Raw genomic sequence first — 21,748 nt, 5'->3', positions numbered from 1 at the left:
AAGTAAGATTCGGAATCTTACAACCATTATCAATTCATCGCTTATCCCAAGCTCTCAGACACAAACATCTGAGTCACTCCTAATTCTAAAGAGATATAGCTAAAGAATAATATGGACTTAAACAAGAATTGAATTATCAAGACTGAACAACCAACAAAAATTTACATCGAAGGCGGCAATCTGTCAATAAGTTATACTTCGAGTGAAGTATAAATAAATAAGGCGCAAAATAATGCGCCTTATTTATTTTCTTCTTTATTAGATGTGGCGCGTTGGCTATAACGATCACGAAACTTCTGAACACGTCCACCAGTATCTACTAATTTTTGCTTACCCGTATAGAAAGGATGACATTTTGAACATACTTCAATGTTCAAGTCCTTACCTAATGTTGATCGAGTTTCAAATTCCTCACCACAACTACACATTACCTTAACTTTTTTATATTCAGGATGAATTGATGCCTTCATAATACTACTCTCTATAGTTATGAGTATCGCCACCTGATCCACTGCCAGGCACCATACTCGACACAAATGACGCAAAACAATAGCAGAAAATCTTCTTTAAAGCAATTTTTCTGATAATGATCTTTGTTCTAACAGGTGCAACCTTTTAATTTTTGCATCTTCAGCATAAGACGTACGCTATTTCATTCATTATTCGTAATAATGTCCTACACTTCTTAAGATAACCTCATTAAAACGAAAGGAGCTTAAAATGAAAAAAATGGAAGTTTATAAACTGGATACTCCAAATGATCTTGATATTAAAGATAGGAGGAAAATCGCCGAAGCAATTAATCCGCTTGTTGCAGATACTTTTGCTTTATTTGTTAAAACAAAAAATTTTCATTGGCACATGACTGGACCGCACTATCGCGATTATCACCTTTTGCTCGACGAACACAGTGACCAAATTTTTTTAATGGTTGATGTATTAGCAGAGCGAGTCCGAAAATTAGGAGAAAAAACAATCCAATCGATTGGACAAATCAAAGAATTACAGACAATTAAAGATGCTCATGAAATATTGTCTGCTGAAGAAATGCTTCATCAACTCCTAAAAGACAATAAAGCTTTTTTAAAAAATATGAGAAAAGCTCATGAAATATGCAATAAAGGAAATGATTGCGCCACAACGAGTATTCTCGAAGAATATATAGACGAAACAGAAAGAAGAATTTGGTTTTTATTTGAAACACTACAAAATAAATGAAGTAAAACAGAAAGTATTGTTCTGTAGTTACGTTCACAGCTCATACCCTGAAACGCCGTGCTCGTCTCTTAACTTCAGAAGCATCGCATATTGAATTATGCGCGGGTGCAATGATATTCAGTTAACGTAAGTTCGGAATAAGTAGTTTATTAGAGCTAATATTTACTTAGCGAAGCCCACGCTCAAAAAATGACATCCCCTTTGAACGTATAGTGTTGTCGTCCTCGCGAAAGCGGGGACTTATTTTAATGGAGTGACAATGCTAAAAGGGAAATAAATTGCCACTTTCGTGAAAACCCTTAAGTCAATACTAAATACAGTTAAATCTCATTTAACTCCAATGCCACCCAAACAGGTGCATGATCCGAAGGTCTTTCTACTTTTCTAGGTTCCTTATCAATCACTGATTGTCTGCATAAATGATTCAGTTCTTTACTTAATAAGATATGATCAATACGCAAACCGCGATTACGTCTAAAAGACGCAGCACGATAATCCCACCAGCTAAACGAGAGCTCCTCCTGAATAAAATTTCTAAAGCTGTCATGAAATCCCAGTTGTAGTAGCTGAGCAAAAGCCTTTCGCTCAGCGGGGCTTACCAATACAGACCCTTCCCATTCAAGCGGATCATGCACATCTTGATCTTCAGGAGCAATATTAAAATCACCAACCACAGCGATTTTAGGATAAATACTCATTTGTTGTTGAATAAAATAAGTAACTTTTTGTAACCAATTCAATTTATATTGATATTTATCAGAAGTAAGTTCAGAACCATTGGGAACATATAAATTGATCAAACGAATTCCTGCAACAGTTACTATCAAAATTCGTCGTTGGGGATCCTCCAAATCAGGAATATCAGTGAGAATATCTGAAAAAGGATATCGACTAATGATAGCAACACCATTGTATGTTTTTTGTCCAGAAAAGACAACATGATAGCCTTTTTCTACAAATACAGCCTTAGGAAAATTCTCATCGATTAATTTTGTTTCTTGTATCGCAAGGATATCGATATGAGAAGAATCCATCCAGGATACTACTTGTTCTAATCTGACCTTGAGTGAATTAACATTCCAACTTGCCAATTTAAGCATACCAATCTCCTTTATATTCAATTAATAAAGGAGCGTGATCCGACAAACGTACGTCACGAAAAATACGGCTATGAACCACATCCTCAATAAATCCTGGGGTCACTACTTGATAATCGATTCTCCATCCTACATTTTTCTCCCAAGCCCGTCCTCTAAAAGACCACCAAGTGTATTGTTCTTCTTCTTGATTATGAACTCGAAATGCATCTACAAATCCCATGGCCCCAAATAACTTATCCATCCAAGCTCGTTCTTCGGGTAAAAAACCTGAGTTCTTTCGGTTGCCTTTCCAATTTTTTAAATCAATTTCTTTATGCGCGATGTTATAATCCCCACATATAATTAATTCGCGTCCCTCATTTTTTAATTGCATTAAATGCTTAGCAAATTGCTCTAAAAATTGATACTTCACTTCCTGACGTTGCTCACCACTTGTACCAGACGGTAAGTAAAGTGAAATAATACTGAATTTCGGATAATCAAATTGAATATATCGTCCTTCATTATCGCAATAATCAAATCCTATCCCTTTAATAACACGAATAGGCTTATGACGCGCATAAATCGCCACTCCGCTATATCCTTTCTTTTGCGCTGAATAATAATCACAATAATAATCACGAGGATAATAAAGTTCTTCTGGAATTAATTGATCGGGTTGTACTTTAGTTTCTTGAATACAAACAAAATCAGCATCTTGGGTTACAAGCCATTCATAAAAACCATTTCGTGCCGCCGAGCGTATCCCATTGGCATTAAAACTAATAACTTTCATTTTTCTTCACTCAATTTTAAAGCAGTTTTAGCTAACCGTTCACCCAAATGCTTTGCTAAATTAATTTCATCTTGGCTTAAAGGACGGTCATTTGCTACACCAGAAACATGAGTCACACCATAAGGTGTACCGCCACTCATTGTATCATTTAATGAGGGTTCAGAATAAGGCACTCCGAGTAAAATCATACCTTGATGCAATAAAGGTAACATCATACTTAAGAGAGTTGTTTCTTGGCCTCCATGCATACTCGCAGACGAAGAAAAGACACAGGCAGGTTTGCCCACTAAATCACCTGCCAACCACAAGGAAGATGTATTATCTAGAAAATATTTTAAAGGAGCAGCCATATTCCCAAAGCGGGTTGGACTTCCCAAAGCCAACCCATGACAATAACGCAAATCATCCAATGTAGCGTAAGGCGCGCCAGTATCTGGAATCGCCTTATCTACTGCTTCACAAGTAGCAGAAACAGGAGGAACTGTTCTTAAGCGTGCTTCAATACCCGTAACATGTGCCACACCACGTGCGATATATTGTGCTAATTGTGCCACAGAACCACTACGCGAGTAATACAAAACCAAAATATAAGGATCAGACATCAAACAACTCCATAATGCTAATAATTAAAATAATACCTTAGCTGCTCTTCTAATTTCATTTCAATAAATTTAATTCGTTGATACAAAGATCCTCCTTTTTCAGGTTTTAGCGCTTTTAACTCCGCAATAACATCATCCGCTGATTCATAATAATTTTTCACAGAAATATTTGCGATGATTTTACTGACTGCACTAACATGATGTCTATTCCAATGTCCTGAAATAATAAGGCCGATAGAGGAACCCAATAAAAAACTCTCTTTGGTGTAATCAATGAGCAATGCTTTGATTCTTCGTATGTTTGAATTTTCTTCAATTTTACTCCAGAGTTTGGAATAAGAGTCAGGAAAAGCCAAGTTAGATTTTGAACGTTTAAAAAATGAGTTTGTGGCTAACCCAATGCACGAAAAAGGAGAAGACAGTTCAGAACTTATTGAAGAATCATCAGCCTCTTGTAAAAACTCAAGATCCCCACTTTTGATTGTAGCAATAGAATCCGATCCATGTGACATTTTTCTCTCCTTGAAGACATATAGTTTTTATTTGACACAATTGAGTGAAAATTGCAACCTAGAATTAGAGTATCAGAGCACATACAATCGTGCCTAGTAGAATTATCAATAGCTCCGAAAGATAGGTTATTTCTGATTACATCAGAATGCACTATCCAGAATACAAGGCTTAGCAACCATGCTCACGCATCTCCCCAGCCCTATTGCCATCAACTTAACGTCAATTATGGATAAGAGATCGAGTTATTACTTCGACCCGTTCGGGCTGAGGAGGCGCACCAGCGCCGTCTCGAAGCTTTGGCAGGTACTTTCGAACCCGATGCCAGGCTTCGAGACGGCGTAAACGCCTCCTCAGCTCGAACGGAGCGCGATAGAGACTCGTTATAGTTATATCTTTATCCATAACCATAACTGACGTTAACTTAACGTCAATTATGGATAAGAGATCGAGCTATTACTTCGACCCGTTCGGGCTGAGGAGGCGCACCAGCGCCGTCTCGAAGCCTTGGCAGGTACTTTCGAACCCGATGCCAAGGCTTCGAGACGGCGTAAACGCCTCCTCAGCTCGAACGGAGCGCGATAGAGACTCGTTATAGTTATATCTTTATCCATAACCATAACTGACGTTAACTTAACGTCAATTATGGATAAGAGATCGAGCTATTACTTCGACCTGTTCGGGCTGAGGAGGCGCACCAGCGCCGTCTCGAAGTCTTGGCAGGTACTTTCGAACCCGATCAAGGCTTCGAGACGGCGTAAACGCCTCCTCAGCTCGAACGGAGCGCGATAGAGACTCGTTATAGTTATATCTTTATCCATAACCATAACTGACGTTAACTTAAGGAACCTATCTTTATTCCTACCTCCCACGACTTTCGCAGGCTCCAAAAACCACTCACCAGCATTGGATCCCGCAGACAAACCGCGGGACGTCGATTGAGAAGAGTTTCTTAAGCTAATGGTAATGACCTAGGATACAAGTACCTTGTTGAGCTATTAAATTTTAAAGAATGTAACGAGCCAAATCCTCATCTGCCACAAGCTGACCCAGATTTTTATCTACATAGGCCTTATCAACATACACAGATTCACCTGATTTGTCTGTAGCTTCAAACGAAACTACTTCCAACAGTCGTTCCATAACTGTATAGAGCCTGCGCGCACCAATATTTTCTGTGCGCTCATTCACTTGCCATGCTACTTCAGCAATACGTCTGATGCCTGATTCATCAAAAGTTAATGTTAAACCTTCTGTTGCCATCAAGGCACTATATTGCAATGTTAACGATGCCGTAGGTTCTGTAAGAATACGTACAAAATCCTCAACGGAAAGAGCGGACAACTCCACGCGTATGGGAAGACGACCCTGTAATTCAGCGATCAAATCAGATGGTTTCGCTACATGAAACGCTCCAGATGCTATGAATAAAATATGATCTGAGCGAATCATTCCATATTTAGTCGTAACTGTAGTTCCTTCAACTAAAGGTAATAAATCTCTTTGCACTCCTTCACGAGAAACATCTCCACCGCTTCCATTTTCAGCACGTCTAGCTACTTTATCCAATTCATCAATAAACACAATACCATTTTGTTCTACATTTTCTATGGCACGAGTCTTAATATCATCTTCATTAATCAGCTTAGCAGCTTCTTCTTCACGCAATATTTGCATTGCCTTAGCAATAGTCATTTTTCGCGTTTTTGTACGATGACTTCCCACTTGTTGGAACATTGATTGTAATTGGTTCGTCATCTCTTCCATACCAGGAGGAGCCATAATTTCAATGCCTATTGGCGTTGCTGAAACTTCTATTTCAATTTCATTATCATTAAGTGCTCCTTCACGTAATTGCTTACGAAATACTTGTCTTGCTGTACTGTCCTTTTCTCCAGGAGTTAAGCTGCCACGAGGAGGGGGAAGTAATACGTCAAGAATTCGCTCTTCAGCCGCATCTTCAGCCAAATGTTCGACTTTTTTCATAGCAAATTCACGTTCCTGCTTCACCGCAATATCTGCTAGATCACGAAGAATAGAATCTACATCCCGTCCAACATAACCTACTTCGGTAAATTTCGTAGCCTCTACTTTTATAAATGGAGCACGTGCTAGTTTCGCTAAACGGCGCGCAATCTCTGTTTTACCTACACCCGTTGGTCCTATCATAAGGATGTTTTTAGGCATAATTTCATTTCGTAAAGCAGCATCTTGAATTTTCATCCGACGCCAACGATTACGTAAAGCGATAGCCACAGCTCTTTTCGCATTATCTTGGCCAATAATATATTTATCTAATTCTTGGACAATCTCTCGAGGCGTCATCACTTCTCGAACTTCGCGAGGATTAGTCACCATACTGTTATTTGTTGACATTATTTAATTCTTCTAAAGTTAAATGGTTATTGGTATAGATACAGATATCGCCTGCGATCATTAACGACTTACGCACTATTTCTATAGCGGATAAATCTGTATTTTCCAGCAATGCTCGTGCAGCAGCTTGTGCAAAAGGACCTCCTGAACCAATAGCAATCAAACTATGCTCAGGCTCTATTACATCACCATTACCTGTAATAATTAAGGAAGATTTGACATCTGCTACAGCAAGAACCGCCTCAAGCCGACGTAGCATTCTATCTGTTCGCCAATCTTTAGCAAGCTCAACTGCAGCACGTACTAAATGGCCCTGATGCATTTCCAACTTGCTCTCAAAACGTTCAAAAAGAGTAAACGCATCTGCAGTTCCTCCAGCAAAACCAGCAATGACCTGATCTTTATAGAGTCGTCGTACTTTACGGGCATTTCCCTTCATTACCGTATTACCCAAAGTCACCTGGCCATCACCTCCAATAACTACCTGGTTACCACGCCGTACTGAAAGTATGGTTGTTCCACGAAATTGTTCCAAAATTAAATCCTCAAATCAAATCGGAATATTCAACATGGGGATGATTGATAAAAAAACAAGAGTAAAGTGAAAAATTAATCCATTTTATTGGAGAAGACAAAGCTTTAACAACAGGCCCATACGAAGCTTCAAGACAGCGTAAACAGCTCTTCAGCCCCAATGTTGCGCAGTAATAATTCGCCTCTTATTCCATGTTCGCATTAAATCATCAATTTAAAAAGGAGATCCCATAAGATAAATGCTCCAATCCAAGATATTCGGCGATGCTTTGTCCTACATCTGCGAAAGTATCTCGACGACCTATAAATTTACTTTTAAGACTTGGGCCATATACAAGCACTGGAATATGTTCACGTGTATGATCGGAACCCGGAAATGTAGGGTCACAACCATGATCCGCTGCAATAAAAACAAGGTCTTCAGGTTGCAATAAAGCATCGAGCTCTGGAAGACGGGCATCAAACGCCTCAAGCGCATGAGCATAACCAATAACATCACGTCTATGACCGTAGGAAGAATCAAAATCTACAAAATTTGTGAATATCAAACTGCCCTTAGGTGCTGTCTTCATTGCCAACAAAGTTGCATCAAATAAGGCCATATTTCCATCCGCTTTTATGGTTTGAGTAATACCTTGGTGTGCATAAATATCAGCAATTTTTCCAATACTAATCACTTCACGACCCGCGTCTTTTAAGTAATCAAGTAGTGTTTTTGCCGGTGGTAAAGTCGCATAATCTTTACGATTTGCGGTTCGTTTAAATGCTCCTGCATGCCCCACAAATGGACGTGCAATGACCCGACCTATCTGATATTCATCAACTAAGTCACGCGCGATTTCACAAATATCATACAAACGCTGTAAACCAAAACTTTCTTCATGGGCAGCAATTTGAAACACACTATCTGCAGAAGTGTAAACAATAGGCTTGCCAGTACGTATATGTTCTTCACCAAGTTCATCAAGTATTGTAGTACCAGATGCATGTTTCTCTCCCAACACGCCGGGTAACTGAGCACGCTCGATAAAAGTATCAATCAATTTTTTTGGAAAACAAAAGGGTTGTACAGGAAAGTAACCCCATTCAAAAGTCACTGGCACACCAGCTAACTCCCAGTGCCCGCTCGGAGTATCCTTGCCTAAACTCTGCTCCACTGCATAACCGTAATAACCAATAGGCTCAGCAAAAGAAGACAACTCAACAAAACGCAATCCAGAACTCGCTAAAGCCGCATGATAAAGACCCAACTTTGCCAAATTTGGTAAAGTAAGTGCACCTTGACGAAGCCCTTCTTTATCCCCTTCACCACGCTCACACACTTCATGAATATGAACAAATGTATTAGCACCCGTATCACCATAGTGAGAAGCATCAAGGCTGGCGCCTATGCCAAAAGAATCCATCAGTAATATACACACTCTCCCTGTCATCTTAATCCTCGAATTGTTGGCAACGTGTTTCTTTTAAACCCAAAAGCATGAGAAAAGCAATGAATAATCCTACAGGTAAAATAATCGCTGCATATTGATAGGCACTCAGTGAATAAATTGGGGTTCCATTTATTATTTGCATACCGCTATGATTGGTTAATAAATAACTAAATAAGTTTTGATAAATAATATAACCACCTTGAGTCAATATGGAAATAACGCTTACCGCTGTTGCAGTCATTGCAGGTGAACTGCTTTCAGCAACCAAGGCATAGCTTATGACTTGAGCTGAAGTAAAAAAACCCAGCAAGAAAAACAAAAAGGCCATGGTACTATAAGAAACAGGGAGATAAAGTGCTGCAAGTAAAGTTAGCAGTGACGTAATGACCCCTACTTTCATAGGAATAATTCGTAAACCAATTTTATCAGAAATCCATCCTACAAGCGGAGAGCCAATAATTGCTCCTAAAAATAACATACCATTTATTATAGAAGCTTGTGCAGGACTAATATCTAAACGCTGTTCTAAATATAAAGTTCCCATCATCGCCCCAAAAACAGCAATCGCCATATTCATTAAACTGGCATAAAATGCAGCCCGTAAATACTGGGTATTAAGATATGCCTTTTTGGCCGCAGACCTGACATCAATGGGTTTTGCTTTTTGTTTTATCGCAACTTGAGGTCTTTCTTTTATCCAAAAAAACATCACAATAAGCATAGCAAAACCAAGTATGCCAACATCTTGTACTGCTTGGCGCCATCCCACCACAAGAACTAACTTAGTCAAAGGATATTGTGCCAACATGCCGCCGGCCATTGCCATAGTCACTATAGCTCCGGTTACTAAAGCCATACGTCGTGGTGGAAACCAATGAGATGCTAAACGAACAGGACCTAAAAAACAGAATGCACTACCGATGCCTGTAATAAAACGACAAAATAACGCAGTATAAAAAGAATGGGAATAAGCGAGCAGAAATGTACTTGCCACACACAAAAACATCGCAATTAATAAAGTATTTTTAATCGAGAAACGATCAAGAACCATTCCTGCAACAAAAAGAAACAATACATTAGAAAGGTAATAAATACTGGATAGCCATGCCATTTTATCTGCTTGAATACGATAATCTTGCATGATATTTGCAGCAATAGATGCAAACATATTTCCTTGAATAAATTCATAGAAGAAAAATAAGGTTGCTGCAAAACACACCATCCAGGGTAATAAGGATGATTTATTAACCTCATTATATTCTTGAAACTCATCCACCATGTGCATTTTTACTCCTCAGCTTTAACGTTTGCAATATGTTTCTCGGGTTATTAATACAGCAATTAAAGCTGCAACAGTTGTTATTGGGAATATCCACATAGCAAATTGAAAATCAGCGACTGTATAAGTTGTGACTGATTGACCGGCATGATGTGCAATTAACCAACCAAATAATACTTGCCCTACTCCGCCCCCACCCATAATAATAACCGAAGCGACGCCTGTAGCTGCCCCAGTGTTTTCGATAGAATTACTTTCAGCCACTAAAGGATAAGTAATTACTTGCGTACTTGTAAAAAGTCCTAAAGCAAAAAAGATAACACTAAGCGTCAATTGCGATAATGTCGTAGCTAAGAATAAAGGAATTAATGTGATGAGAGTCGCTATCGCGCCAATGATCATTAGCGGTTTACGACGTCCTTGAGAATCAGACAACCATCCAGCTAACGGACAACCAATAACGCTTCCCATAAAAATAAGGCTCACCACATTACTGGACGCCATTTCAGGCAAATGATGAGCTACTTGTAAGTAGCTGGCCCCCCATAGGGCGCATAAAACCATAATGGGTAAATTAAGGAAAGAAGTATAAAAACCTGCCAACCAATTTTGTGGATTGGACAACGCCTTGAAAAATCCAGACATTACTTGCCCTTGATTAGGACGAGCTCTTGTTGGTGAGTTTTTAGGTTTGTCATTTACAATCCAATAAATCCAAAGTAACAATACAGCACCGACAGCACCATCAATTAACAAAGCATTACGCCATCCAAATAATTCATAAAGATAAGCAAAAGGAGTGTGGGCCATCATACCACCGACAAAAGCCATAGTAACCAATGTGCCGATTACAAGTGCTTGTCTTCTCGGCGGAAACCAATGCGATACCAAAACGACGCAGGATAGAAAACAAAATGCGTTACCAATTCCAGAGAGAAAATGACAAAATGAAGCTAAAATAAATGAATCAGTTAATGCAAAACCAACGGTGCCTAAAATACAAACAAACATAGCACTCAGAATAACGGTACGCGTCGAAAAGCGATCTAAAATGACTCCAGCCGGAAGAAGAAATAAGATGTCGGCCCATAAATAAGCACTAGACATCCAGCTTAATTGAGTTGCATCAATATGAAAATCATCACGTAAAGGTTGATTAATGACATCAAAAATATTGAGTTGAAAAAATTCATAAAAGAAAAACAATCCAGCCGAAAGACATACAACCCAAGCCATTAAGTCACCACGAGGGACAAAAGCTCTCGAATCCACTGCAACAGATTGCGACACAGTTACTCCTTATGGTATAAAATTGCGCCAGAGTATATCAAAACTCTAAATGAATTGGTATCTTAATTGAACAAACACTCGCCGTGAAAAAAATCATTAATATAAAAACAAAACTGCTTGGCATCACCTGAACCAAGTTTTATGCATGAGCACATAATTTACTTGCAGCAACTGAAATACGCATCAATAAGAATGGCTTATCGCCTGCATAAACATGTTGAATTAGCTCCATTTTATTCAATAAAATTGGAGACATTTCTTTTGTATCAGATGGATTAATAGCCAAGTAATCTTCACGATGATTGGTTAGCAAATGACAAAGCTCTTTTTCACTAAAAGCAAATTTTACTTTTCCTCTTGCATAAAATTGCGCTGAAAACTCTGTTTTATAATCCCAATAGATCAGGGAATCCCCAGCAGCTGGATGTTGTTTTAACCATGCAGCAACCACAGGCTTTTGAGTTTTTGAAACTACTTCTGGTATGATGTTAAAAGCAAGCGTAGCTACTAAAAAAATTACTCCTACAACTAAAGATAATCTTAAAACTAAGTTCTTCGCTCTGATCATTACACCTACCCGATCCCAATATTCAACAAAAAACAAGGAGAAAGCAGGTAAGCTACAAAAAACATAAGTATAAATAATATTGCTAGAGAATGTAAAAAAGAAGAGCGGAACTACGGTACAAAGAAAAAAATAAATTAACCATCCATCATTATCGTGAAATACTTTACGAACGTTATGCCTGCATTTGATAAACCAAGCAAGTCCAAGAAGACACCAGGGAAAAATTCCTGATGCAGCATAAATCCAAATCATCCCCCAATATTCCCTGTGAGCATACCCATATTTATCGCCCACCCATCCAGGTTTTAAAAACCGATTGAAGTTTTCACCAATAATAAAATAATTTAAAAATCCAGGGGTTCGCACTTCAGCCCAAATATACCAGGGAAGTGCGATGGCAAACATAATGACTATGCCTTTTATCCAAGGCAATCTTTTCCATAAATTGCACCATTGATTACGTAGCAAAACCCAAAAAAATAAAGGCATTCCGGGTAAAACAACAGCAACTGGCCCCTTTGCTAACAAACCTAATCCTAAAGCAATAAAAAAAACATAAGACCATAGCTTGTTGCCATCAACCAAGGCATACCAAAATGACACCATCACCAAGGTCACACAAAAAACTAAGGACGGATCGGTCATTACGGTTCCGGCATCAAGGAAAAAATACAAAGTTCCTGCCAAAACCAAAGTAGTAATCATAGCAATCAAAGAACCGCTATGCTTTTTTGCTAAGCTCCAAACAAGCCATAAAACTGCTAATGACAAAAGCAATCCTGGAAGACGAACCGCAAATTCATTAACACCAAAAAGCTTCATGGAGAAAGCAGAGAGCCAAGTCGACAAAGGGGGTTTAGCCCAAAAAGGAACTCCATAATCATGCTGTGGCGTCACCCAATTACCCGTTTCCAACATCTTTCGAGCAATCTCAGCATAACGTGCTTCAGAAACATCATTAAGTGGAATAAAGCACATGGAAATAATTCGACACACAAGGAGAAAGAATAATGCGCATACAGCATTATGAAGAAATAGTCGTGACAACTGCTTCTCGTTTTTGATATCCAATACAAAACCTCATTAAAAACGCTCCTTGCTCTACAGAAAAAGTCATGGTCATGAGCGTGTGGCACTACATAGCGTGGGTCTAAAAGATAATTCTTTGCCCAAACAGCATCATAAAAATAATAAAAACAGGGAAATATTACTCATAATTTTACATTTTTTCATGCTTTTTTTCAAAAAAAAGCTGTATTGAACACAAATAAACAGGAATAACATAATGAATTTTATTAAGTTTTTAAAAATACTAAAATTGTATAATGAAAATACATGACGTGAAGATTACTTTAGTTTACACTGAGGCCTTGTAAGATGAACTTACATTTATCTATTGGACATTTGGAGACTAAACATGACGTTTGAGTTAAAGGAATTAAGTACATTAAAAAGAGAATTTAATGACGCTGTGGATGTATTATTAAAGCGTGATAAGAAAGGAAAAATTGAAGACCTCTCTAATCCAAGAAAGTATGAACTTCAGTATCTCTCTGCCATACTGAACAGATTGGAAGAGCAAGTCAGTGATAAAACAATCAAACCCCAAGTTGCAGCACTCGCATTTTACGGTGCAATGCAAACAGTGATGAGAGACATTGAAAATAAGCGTGGAATGTTGGACTCTTCTGGCTTACTTAGCGACAGCTTAGCAAATATCATAGGAATCAATTCTGAAGTCCGCGCAGAAAATAAACCTGACCTCTATCAAACCTCTAAATTTTATACCGCTCTTAATGAATTTTTAAAACAAATCTTCATCAATAATGATTCACGTAAAGGATTTAAAAAAGACCATATCCTTCGTGCAATTCCTACGAATCATTTAAATGAACTTGTTGAAACCGGTTATCTGTTATCAAAAAATGCTGAAAAAGCAATCGTTGATTCCTTAGCTGCTACTGGGCAAACACTGGTAGTTTTTGAAAAACCAACCTCCCCAAATGGTGAAGAAAAAAAAGAAGCCTCCGTTGCAGAAGAGAAAAAAACAGTATTTATAGGCGACTATGCTGCGAGCAAAAAATCCCCTATATCAGCAACAGGACGCTTTGGATCCTGGGATGAACTAACTCTTGCACTTGCTGATTTAATCAAAGATGAACTTGCAGATAAAAATGTTTCAAAAATTAACAAGCTGGGAGTACATCGTGCCGCTCAACTTCATTTTTTGAATGCAATAAAAGCAGCTGTTCAAGCCACAGGAATTAGTGAGTCGGAAAAACTAGCAGTCCTTGCTGGGGCAATGCATCTTGTACGTAAACAAATTGATGATGAATATGCTTCTGCCATATTAACAAGCACAGAAAACTCTATTATCCATAAAGGATTAGATAAAATTCTAGGTAAAAAAGGCGAGGTAGATGCGCAAGATATCGAAGCACTAATTTTTTCAACAACTCAATTCATGCGTTTTCTTACAGTAGAGCCCAAAACCGATGGCAAAAAATTAATCCGTAACAAGCACGTGTTTTCTGAAATCGCGGGTTTTGATTTAAAAAATACGTTTACGCTGTGCATTGATATGATTCATGACTGTCGTAATGTAGCATTACATCATGTTGTTGAAGAGTTTAACAAAGAAGGTAAAATTCCAGAAAAAGCACCCAAAAGTTACATTGCTTCCGCACTAAGCAAATTCTCTTTCTTAACTGGCAAGAAAGATGAATCTAGTGAAGAAGAGGATGATGAACTGGAACATAAAAGTAGTGATGTACTAAGCCATTAATTTTTATACTTTAACGTGAGTTTGGTATAAGGATGTAATTAAAATCCGTCTTTAGCACGATCCGTTCCGGCTGAGGAGACGTTTACGCCGTCTCGAGGCCTTGTACTGCACAAGACTTGAAAGCTCGTACTAAGGCTTAGAAACAACGCTGCGCGTTTTCTCAGCCGGAACGGATCGGAGTAAATTCCCGTCCGCTTATCCCGAACTCGCATTGCTTTAAGTATAAATTTGACCTAAAGATAAAGTAGCGATAGAGTACAAATAAGAGCTACTTTATGTGTATCACTTTATATTTATAAACAATATCACTTCGGATAAGCCATTTCGGTTAATTTTTGCTACAATGCTGTTTTCTCTAATCTATTTGTAGTTTGTGCGAATGAAAATTACATTAATTATTAAAAAATTATTATTCATCATCATTTTTTTAGTTGCTCTACCAAGTATTTGTATCGCCTTAGACGAAAACCACGATTCTTTGCACAAGGGTAATAATGTCCAAGTCATGCAGGATGATCCGGTAAATGAAAGAAAAGAAGAATCTGAAAAGTTGTTGCCTGCCCATAAAAAAATGATATCTATTACTATAGATGATTTACCTTTTGTTGGTGAATATAGAAATTTTCATTTGAATATGATGATCGAAACAATGACCAAAGAGGAAGTTCCTGCCACAGGATTTATCATTGCCAGCGAAGTACGTAAAAACAATTGGGAAATACTACACAAGTTTCGTGATGCAGGTTTCGGATTGGGTAATCATACCCTCAATCACGCTAATTTAAATAAAATGGATACAAAAGAATACATTCATGAAATTCAAAAAGCAGACAATATTTTATTACCTGTTTTAACTGAGCCTAAATATTTTCGTTATCCTTATTTAGCAATGAGTTCTGGAAAAAAAAGAGAAGACATTCTTTGCTACCTTGCACAAAAAAATTATCAAGTTGCTCCAATTACCATTGATTCCAAAGATTTTGTCTTTAATCAACGCTTACTCGCAGTTTCTGAAATAAACAGACGGACATATCTGGAGGAATTAAAGCCTTTTTATCTTGATTTTATTTGGCAGCAAACACTGCGTGCTGAAGAACATAATCAATTTCATCACAACAATGCTCAAGCACAAATTCTACTGATCCATGCGAATTTACTGAATGCCTATGTTTTGCCCGATATTATTCATCTGTATCAACAAAAGGGTTATGAGTTTGTCAGTTTAGAAAATGCTTTAAAAACCTTTAAATATCCGACTCAATGTGCCAGACAACAGGTACTTGCTCGAATCAAAACAAAACACCAGCAGCAAATAGCCGGTGATAAAGATATCAAAACATTTATTGAGTGGGATTAAGTAACAGTTTTATGGAAGTATTACATTAGCACTTTTCTTCAGATTACACAGCAACTTTGGTTGGCCCTAATCAAGACAATAATATCGTTCTGCTTACTTGTGCTTAATTCAAATAGTACACAAAGAAAAACAGAAGGGAGGCAACTGCAATAAAGGAATTGTACCATGAAGCAACCTCGAAGAAAGGGATTTACTTTAATCGATTTAATGATAGCTTTAGTGATTATGGCGATACTGATTACTATTGCCTATCCCTCTTATCTGCGTTTTTTGTTAAAAGCAAGACGCTCTGATGCATTGGTCACACTGGCCCAAGATCAAATCTTCCTTGAACGCTGCTATGCTCAGAATTTTTCTTACACCACATGTACATCCTTACCTCCATTTCCGCAAACATCGGCACAAGGATTTTATAGCATCACCTTAAGTAATCTGGGCGCAACAACATATACCCTTACTGCAACACCGCGAGGAAGTCAAACCAAAGATACTACGTGTGCGAGTATGACTGTGGATCAAGCCAATGTAAAAACTGCAGTAGATTCCTCAGGAACCGCGCAAACTATTTGTTGGAATCTAACATAGCAATAATTAACGTCAGTTATATAGAAGAGCGAGTTATTACTTCGACCCGTTCGGGCTGAGGAGGCGCACCAGCGCCGTCTCGAAGCCTTGACATCGAGTTCGAAATCACCTGCCAAGGCTTCGGAAGCAGCGATCGTAATAGAGACTCGTTATAATTATATCCTTATCCATAACTAACGTTAGTTAACGTCAGTTATGGATAAGAGATCGGGTTATTACTTCGACCCGTTCAGGCTGAGGAGGCGCACCAGCGCCCTCTCGAAGCCTTGGCATCGAGTCCGAAATCACCTGCCAAGGCTTCGGAAGCAGCGATCGTAATAGAAACTCGTTATAATTATATCTTTATCCATAACTAACGTCAGTTATGGATAAGAGATCGGGTTATTACTTCGACCCGTTCGGGCTGAGGAGGCGCACCAGCGCCGTCTCGAAGCCTTGGCATCGAGTTCGAAATCACCTGCCAAGGCTTCGGAAGCAGCGATCGTAATAGAGACTCGTTATAATTATATCCTTATCCATAACTAACGTCAGTTATGGATAAGAGATCGGGTTATTACTTCGACCCGTTCGGGCTGAGGAGGCGCACCAGCGCCGTCTCGAAGCCTTGGCATCGAGTTCGAAATCACCTGCCAAGGCTTCGGAAGCAGCGATCGTAATAGAGACTCGTTATAATTATATCCTTATCCATAACTGGCGTTAGTTAATGTTCTAAGTGAGAAGAATAAGACTTTATTTTATAAATTTAACGCGCCATCAATAAGGCACGTTAAATCGTTATGAGTAATACTACGGAAGTTAATTGCTGAGGTTCATTCCAACAGATTTTTTAGGATCTTCATTCGTTTTCGTTGTTGATAGATTAAGGAAAAATCCTCTTTTAAACCCACCGAAAGTAACTTCATCATCTTTCTTTTTCACAGGAAGTTTTTCCGAAGGAGTAATACCCTTAACTACTTCACTCTCTTCTTTAACTACTTCTTTTTTCGAACTTGGAACATCAAGAGGAAGAGTATTCGCTTCATGATAAGCCTTGAGGAAACTTTCATGTTCTTCAGCTGTAATCAAAGTATGCTTCTCTAATATTCCTAAAATATCTTCTAATTTAATTTCATCAATGGTTTTCGAAAATTGCGCATGATAATGATTATCTTCCATATTAAAATTATCTTGATGATATAAATTATGATCGTTGTCATCACGGTGTACAAAACGATAAACACCCAGTTCATTTTTTCTCATATCAAACATTTTATCTATTTGCGCACTCACACAATCCATTTGAGAAAACAATAAAACCATAAGTAAATCCAACTCAGTGCGTATTGGTGGAAAAGACATTTTTGATTTTGTATAAACAGTGAGGGTATTGTCATACAAGCTTAAATTAACATTTTTGCATAAATGGGTGAACGCCTTAGGCATATAAAACTCCTAAATTTTATAAAATACAACTTGATTAAAGTTTGAGCCCAAAGTTTAATATAGAAACATTAAGGTTTTATTAAGCGCTAATATAAAGTAAACAATATTTACTCGAGTATTTTCTCAAGGCCACGGTTAGAATTAGATAACTGCTTGGAGTTAGGATCGAGGATAAACGCAAAAAATACAGCAATACTACAACACTAAAAAGCAAGCTTTAGTTGTTCCCAATAGCGGTTATAAAGCATCAATGTATCTTCTCCAACATCGCGCTGGAAGTGACCTTTTTTCATAATTTCTTCTGGGGGATAAATCATGGGATTATTTCTAATAGATAAAGGCAATAAAGTACGGCCTTTTGCATTAGTAATAGCATGCCCTTCCTTTAAGGCCATTTGTGCACTTGCTTCAGCTTTAAGCATAAAATTAATAAATTGGAGCGCCTCTTTGAGATGGGGGGGATTTTTAGGAATTGCGAGACAATCCACCCAAATCACAAAACCATCCTCAGGATAAAGAAACTCAATAGCTTTGTTTTCAGCCTGAGCTTTAAACGCATCGCCATTCCATGCCGATCCAATAAGGGCATCCTCATCAATAATAATTGCCTGAATACTGTCACTTGCAAACAATTTAATATTAGGTACAAGTTGCAATAAATATTCATAAGCTTTTTTAATATGCTCAGGATTATTATCATTTGGATCAAATCTCAAACTCATTAAGGCAATTGCAAATATCTCCCGCGAATCATCTAAGAGCATAAGCTGATTGCGCCATTTTTTATCCCACAGTCCATTCCAAGCTTTCGGTGGTTGATGTACCACATTGCTGTTATAAAAAATGCCCGTTGCCCCCCAGATGATAGGCGCACTATAATGATTATCCTTATCATAATCATTATTAACAAAACGTTTATCCAAGTTATCAAGATTTGGCAGTTGGTGGTGATCTAGAGGTTCCAGCATGTCCTGCCTTTTCATCCGCTCTACGAAATAGGCTGAGGGAAGAATAACATCATACATTGTTTGTTGGCTTGCTTTTAACTTAGCATACATTGTTTCATTGCTGTCATAGGTTGAAAAATTAACCTTGACTCCAGACTCTTGTTCAAATTGTTGAATTAAACTTTTAGGAATTTCCCCGCCCCAAACATATACATTAACGACTGGATTGGAAAAAACCTTGAAAGTAAAAAAAAAGAACAACACGAGTAAAAGGTAATTCATACCAATTTTCCTGATAATCGATGAGAAATAATGACTAAAATCATGGAGAGAACAAAAATGATCGAACACAAAGCATTCAGCTCAGGGGTAACTCCCGTACGTACTAATGAATAAATGGTTAAAGGCAAAATCGTAAAATCAGGGCCTGCCACGAAATAACTGATAATGACATCATCAAACGATAAAGTAAAACTTAAAAGAAATACACTTAAAACAGCAGGCCAAAGTAAAGGCAATAAAATTCTGGTAAGTGCAATATAACGGCTAGCACCTAAATCTAAGGCGCTAAAATAAATATTGGGATTTAAGGTATGGATACGAGCATTAATAGTTAATATCACAAAGGGGATGGAAAATGTAACATGAGCAATTAATAAACTTAAAAAACCTATAGGAACCTTAGTCAGATTAAAGAAAATTAATAAGGCAACCCCAAGAACCAAATCAGGAATAATAATGAGTAATAATAATAGGGTATATAAAATTTGGCGACGTTTTGCACGAAATAAAAATAAATAAATGGATGCCAAAAGACCCATGGTGGTTGCGATTAAGGCCGAGCTCAAGCCAAGTATGACTGAATTTAAAAAAGCCGACCATAAATCTCGATCATGAAATAGTTCGTAATACCATCTTAAAGAAAAACCATGCCACTGCAATGAAAACTTAGCATCATTAATGGAATATAAAACCAATATTACAATTGGAATATAAAGTGAAGCATATACAAAAAAAAGAAAAAAGCGCTGCATGAATGTTTTCATCGAATCACCTCATTTTTCTGGCGCCGGAAAAAAAACAGCAACACAAGCAATAAAAATGTCAATACCACACTGGTGGCAGAACCTTGAGGCCAATTACTTAAAACAAGAAACTGATTTTGAATTAAATTACCTAATAAAATAGATCGTGCTCCTCCCAATACATTAGGAATATAAAATAAAGTCATCGCAGGTAATAGAACTAATAAACATCCTGATAAAATTCCAGGTGCCGTATTAGGCAAAAATACTCGCGTAAAAATGAACCATTTGTTTGCTCCCAAATCTCGAGCTGCTTCAAATAATCTGAAATCAAAGCGTTCCATATTGGTAAAAATAGGAAGCACCATAAAAGGAAACAGATTATAGACCAAACCAATAATTACAGAAAAATTCGTATACAATAAGGACAAAGGTTCATGAATTAAATGTAATTTCAATAAGAGTGCATTTAAAACACCTTTATATTTAAGGATAGCGATTAATGAATAAGTCCTTATCAAAGAGCTGGTCCAAAAAGGAATAAAAATCAACAACAACAAAATTGATTGATGTTTTGATTTAATCATTAAATAACTAAAAGGATAAGCAATAAGCAGACATAATAAGGTAGTAATAAAGGCAATAATTAAAGAACGAAAAAAAATTTTAGCAAAAACTGGGGTAAATAAATCCGCATAATTTTCAAATGTAAAAGGAAAGGCAACAAGATGAAGGCTGTCCTTGGAGAGAAAACTCGACACAAGCATCATCAATAAAGGAATAACACCAAAAAGAATTAACCAAAAATACAAGAGGTAAAGCGCAATAGATCTAGTCTTCATAAGGCAATAAAACCTCCCAACCCGATAACCATTGCACCCAAACATTTTCATTGAGTGTATATTCTAATTTATCATCATCCTCATCAAAAAACTCTGAAGCATAAATCATTTTTCCTGATGGAAGTATAACCTTCAAATCGACGGTGGAACCTTTATAAATAATATCTGCGATACGTCCAGGTAACATGCCTTCAGTTTTATCCACTTCCGATAAACTCCAAACACGAATATCTTCTGGACGCACCATTAAATGAATTCGATCACCAAGCTTATAATTTCCACTATTTTTACAAAGTAGGGATACTCCTTCGATAAAGGTAATAAGATTCGCATCTTCTAGAGAATGAACCTGCACATCAAATATATTAGCTTCACCAATAAATTTGGCTACATATAAATTTGCAGGCGTTTCGTAGACACATTTGGGGGTTCCTATTTGTTCTATATGACCATGATTAAAAACAACAATCCGATCCGACATGGATAAAGCCTCTTCTTGATCATGAGTCACAAAAATAAATGTCATATTCAAAGTTTTCTGTAACTGTTTTAATTCCGATTGCATGGCTTTTCTAAGTCTATAATCAAGAGAACTTAATGGTTCATCTAATAAAAGTACTTGTGGTCTATTAATAATTGCTCGTGCAATAGCAACACGCTGCTGTTGACCACCGCTTAATTGTTTGATGTTACGTTCTGAAAAATCCTGAAGTTGGACTAATCTTAAAGCATCAGAAACTCGTTCTTCAATTTCGTGATGAGGAACTTTCTTGCATCGCAAAGCAAAAGCAACATTTTCAAAGACTGATAAGTGTGGAAAAAGTGCGTAACTTTGAAAAACTGTATGTACATCTCGTTTTTGGGGTGGCAGTTGATTCACACATTGGCCATTAATATAAATCTCACCCTGAGTAGGACTTTCAAATCCAGAAATAAGGCGTAGTAAGGTCGTTTTCCCACACCCTGAAGGGCCAAGTAACGTCAAAAATTCTCCGTGATTAACGCTTAAAGAAATATCATTCAAAATTGCAGTAGTACCATATGATTTATAAACATGTCGGATTTCAATGAGGGGAGTGGTCATGTGCTTCGTTAAATAC

General features: G+C 37.6%; 20 protein-coding genes. 4 read left to right on the top strand and 16 right to left on the bottom strand.

Annotation, left to right across the window (positions count from 1 at the left end; translation table 11 throughout):
- Nucleotides 1–239: 239 nt before the first annotated feature.
- Nucleotides 240–470: a 50S ribosomal protein L31 gene (gene rpmE / locus DYH34_RS04875; RefSeq protein WP_058465492.1), complete on the bottom strand. Its 231-nt coding sequence runs from the start codon at nucleotides 468–470 to the stop codon at nucleotides 240–242.
- Nucleotides 471–720: 250 nt separating this feature from the next.
- Between rpmE and DYH34_RS04870 the strand changes: the two genes are divergently transcribed.
- Complete coding sequence (locus tag DYH34_RS04870; RefSeq protein ID WP_058465493.1) at nucleotides 721–1,218, top strand: Dps family protein; 498 nt, start codon at nucleotides 721–723, stop codon at nucleotides 1,216–1,218.
- 320 nt (nucleotides 1,219–1,538) lie between these two features.
- Here the strand turns inward: DYH34_RS04870 and xth are convergent, their stop codons facing one another.
- The 10 genes from xth to DYH34_RS04820 form a co-directional block, all read right to left on the bottom strand.
- Nucleotides 1,539–2,318, bottom strand: coding sequence for an exodeoxyribonuclease III (gene xth / locus DYH34_RS04865; RefSeq protein ID WP_058465494.1), 780 nt, complete (start codon nucleotides 2,316–2,318; stop codon nucleotides 1,539–1,541).
- On the bottom strand, nucleotides 2,311–3,093 hold the full coding sequence (locus DYH34_RS04860; RefSeq protein WP_058465495.1) for an exodeoxyribonuclease III: 783 nt from the start codon (nucleotides 3,091–3,093) through the stop codon (nucleotides 2,311–2,313). The genes xth and DYH34_RS04860 overlap by 8 nt, the downstream gene beginning before the upstream one ends.
- A complete protein-coding gene (wrbA, locus tag DYH34_RS04855) occupies nucleotides 3,090–3,695 on the bottom strand; it encodes an NAD(P)H:quinone oxidoreductase (RefSeq protein WP_058465496.1) in 606 nt (201 codons plus the stop codon). Before wrbA ends, DYH34_RS04860 begins: the two co-directional genes overlap by 4 nt.
- A gap of 17 nt (nucleotides 3,696–3,712) precedes the next feature.
- Nucleotides 3,713–4,207: a DUF5617 domain-containing protein gene (locus tag DYH34_RS04850; protein WP_058465497.1), complete on the bottom strand. Its 495-nt coding sequence runs from the start codon at nucleotides 4,205–4,207 to the stop codon at nucleotides 3,713–3,715.
- Between the two features lie 1,003 nt (nucleotides 4,208–5,210).
- Nucleotides 5,211–6,581, bottom strand: coding sequence for an ATP-dependent protease ATPase subunit HslU (gene hslU, locus DYH34_RS04845; RefSeq protein WP_172465401.1), 1,371 nt, complete (start codon nucleotides 6,579–6,581; stop codon nucleotides 5,211–5,213).
- Complete coding sequence (gene hslV / locus DYH34_RS04840; protein ID WP_058465234.1) at nucleotides 6,568–7,116, bottom strand: ATP-dependent protease subunit HslV; 549 nt, start codon at nucleotides 7,114–7,116, stop codon at nucleotides 6,568–6,570. The genes hslU and hslV overlap by 14 nt, the downstream gene beginning before the upstream one ends.
- Nucleotides 7,117–7,324: 208 nt before the next feature.
- Nucleotides 7,325–8,548: a phosphopentomutase gene (locus DYH34_RS04835; protein WP_058465233.1), complete on the bottom strand. Its 1,224-nt coding sequence runs from the start codon at nucleotides 8,546–8,548 to the stop codon at nucleotides 7,325–7,327.
- Nucleotide 8,549: 1 nt separating this feature from the next.
- Nucleotides 8,550–9,833 carry an MFS transporter gene (locus DYH34_RS04830; RefSeq protein ID WP_058465232.1) on the bottom strand — a complete coding sequence of 428 codons (1,284 nt, stop codon included), beginning with the start codon at nucleotides 9,831–9,833 and terminating at the stop codon, nucleotides 8,550–8,552.
- A 15-nt stretch (nucleotides 9,834–9,848) separates the two neighbouring features.
- Complete coding sequence (locus DYH34_RS04825; RefSeq protein ID WP_058465231.1) at nucleotides 9,849–11,117, bottom strand: MFS transporter; 1,269 nt, start codon at nucleotides 11,115–11,117, stop codon at nucleotides 9,849–9,851.
- A gap of 139 nt (nucleotides 11,118–11,256) precedes the next feature.
- Nucleotides 11,257–12,756 carry an ArnT family glycosyltransferase gene (locus DYH34_RS04820; protein ID WP_058465230.1) on the bottom strand — a complete coding sequence of 500 codons (1,500 nt, stop codon included), beginning with the start codon at nucleotides 12,754–12,756 and terminating at the stop codon, nucleotides 11,257–11,259.
- A 346-nt stretch (nucleotides 12,757–13,102) separates the two neighbouring features.
- Between DYH34_RS04820 and DYH34_RS04810 the strand changes: the two genes are divergently transcribed.
- From DYH34_RS04810 to DYH34_RS04800, 3 genes are all read left to right on the top strand, one after another.
- A complete protein-coding gene (locus DYH34_RS04810; protein WP_058465229.1) occupies nucleotides 13,103–14,470 on the top strand; it encodes a hypothetical protein in 1,368 nt (455 codons plus the stop codon).
- Nucleotides 14,471–14,975: 505 nt separating this feature from the next.
- Nucleotides 14,976–15,827, top strand: coding sequence for a polysaccharide deacetylase family protein (locus DYH34_RS04805; RefSeq protein ID WP_238589507.1), 852 nt, complete (start codon nucleotides 14,976–14,978; stop codon nucleotides 15,825–15,827).
- 165 nt (nucleotides 15,828–15,992) lie between these two features.
- Nucleotides 15,993–16,412 (top strand): type IV pilin protein, encoded by a 420-nt coding sequence (locus DYH34_RS04800; RefSeq protein ID WP_058465227.1) that lies wholly within the window; start codon nucleotides 15,993–15,995, stop codon nucleotides 16,410–16,412.
- 795 nt (nucleotides 16,413–17,207) lie between these two features.
- On the opposite strand, the gene DYH34_RS04795 is transcribed toward DYH34_RS04800, so the two are convergent.
- From DYH34_RS04795 to potA, 5 genes are all read right to left on the bottom strand, one after another.
- Nucleotides 17,208–17,834: a hypothetical protein gene (locus DYH34_RS04795; RefSeq protein ID WP_058465226.1), complete on the bottom strand. Its 627-nt coding sequence runs from the start codon at nucleotides 17,832–17,834 to the stop codon at nucleotides 17,208–17,210.
- Between the two features lie 203 nt (nucleotides 17,835–18,037).
- A complete protein-coding gene (locus tag DYH34_RS04790) occupies nucleotides 18,038–19,063 on the bottom strand; it encodes an ABC transporter substrate-binding protein (protein ID WP_058465225.1) in 1,026 nt (341 codons plus the stop codon).
- On the bottom strand, nucleotides 19,060–19,827 hold the full coding sequence (locus tag DYH34_RS04785; RefSeq protein WP_058465224.1) for an ABC transporter permease subunit: 768 nt from the start codon (nucleotides 19,825–19,827) through the stop codon (nucleotides 19,060–19,062). The genes DYH34_RS04790 and DYH34_RS04785 overlap by 4 nt, the downstream gene beginning before the upstream one ends.
- Nucleotides 19,824–20,648, bottom strand: coding sequence for an ABC transporter permease (locus DYH34_RS04780; protein ID WP_058465223.1), 825 nt, complete (start codon nucleotides 20,646–20,648; stop codon nucleotides 19,824–19,826). The genes DYH34_RS04785 and DYH34_RS04780 overlap by 4 nt, the downstream gene beginning before the upstream one ends.
- Nucleotides 20,638–21,732, bottom strand: coding sequence for a spermidine/putrescine ABC transporter ATP-binding protein PotA (gene potA / locus DYH34_RS04775; RefSeq protein ID WP_058465222.1), 1,095 nt, complete (start codon nucleotides 21,730–21,732; stop codon nucleotides 20,638–20,640). Before potA ends, DYH34_RS04780 begins: the two co-directional genes overlap by 11 nt.
- Between the last annotated feature and the right edge of the window lie 16 nt (nucleotides 21,733–21,748).

Origin of the sequence: Legionella cincinnatiensis, from assembly GCF_900452415.1 — a bacterium.
Lineage (GTDB): Bacteria > Pseudomonadota > Gammaproteobacteria > Legionellales > Legionellaceae > Legionella > Legionella cincinnatiensis.
This window is presented reverse-complemented; position numbering and strand designations above follow the sequence as displayed.

Excerpts from the sequence above, each read along its gene's own strand:
- DYH34_RS04870 (WP_058465493.1), top strand. The coding sequence starts at position 721 with ATGAAAAAAATGGAAGTTTATAAACTGGATACTCCAAATGATCTTGAT.
- DYH34_RS04860 (WP_058465495.1), bottom strand. The coding sequence starts at position 3,093 with ATGAAAGTTATTAGTTTTAATGCCAATGGGATACGCTCGGCGGCACGA.
- DYH34_RS04790 (WP_058465225.1), bottom strand. The coding sequence starts at position 19,063 with ATGAATTACCTTTTACTCGTGTTGTTCTTTTTTTTTACTTTCAAGGTT.
- DYH34_RS04835 (WP_058465233.1), bottom strand. The coding sequence starts at position 8,548 with ATGACAGGGAGAGTGTGTATATTACTGATGGATTCTTTTGGCATAGGC.
- DYH34_RS04805 (WP_238589507.1), top strand. The coding sequence starts at position 14,976 with ATGCAGGATGATCCGGTAAATGAAAGAAAAGAAGAATCTGAAAAGTTG.
- xth (WP_058465494.1), bottom strand. The coding sequence starts at position 2,318 with ATGCTTAAATTGGCAAGTTGGAATGTTAATTCACTCAAGGTCAGATTA.
- rpmE (WP_058465492.1), bottom strand. The coding sequence starts at position 470 with ATGAAGGCATCAATTCATCCTGAATATAAAAAAGTTAAGGTAATGTGT.
- potA (WP_058465222.1), bottom strand. The coding sequence starts at position 21,732 with ATGACCACTCCCCTCATTGAAATCCGACATGTTTATAAATCATATGGT.
- DYH34_RS04780 (WP_058465223.1), bottom strand. The coding sequence starts at position 20,648 with ATGAAGACTAGATCTATTGCGCTTTACCTCTTGTATTTTTGGTTAATT.
- DYH34_RS04785 (WP_058465224.1), bottom strand. The coding sequence starts at position 19,827 with ATGAAAACATTCATGCAGCGCTTTTTTCTTTTTTTTGTATATGCTTCA.
- hslU (WP_172465401.1), bottom strand. The coding sequence starts at position 6,581 with ATGTCAACAAATAACAGTATGGTGACTAATCCTCGCGAAGTTCGAGAA.
- DYH34_RS04800 (WP_058465227.1), top strand. The coding sequence starts at position 15,993 with ATGAAGCAACCTCGAAGAAAGGGATTTACTTTAATCGATTTAATGATA.
- wrbA (WP_058465496.1), bottom strand. The coding sequence starts at position 3,695 with ATGTCTGATCCTTATATTTTGGTTTTGTATTACTCGCGTAGTGGTTCT.
- DYH34_RS04810 (WP_058465229.1), top strand. The coding sequence starts at position 13,103 with ATGACGTTTGAGTTAAAGGAATTAAGTACATTAAAAAGAGAATTTAAT.
- DYH34_RS04830 (WP_058465232.1), bottom strand. The coding sequence starts at position 9,833 with ATGCACATGGTGGATGAGTTTCAAGAATATAATGAGGTTAATAAATCA.
- DYH34_RS04850 (WP_058465497.1), bottom strand. The coding sequence starts at position 4,207 with ATGTCACATGGATCGGATTCTATTGCTACAATCAAAAGTGGGGATCTT.
- DYH34_RS04795 (WP_058465226.1), bottom strand. The coding sequence starts at position 17,834 with ATGCCTAAGGCGTTCACCCATTTATGCAAAAATGTTAATTTAAGCTTG.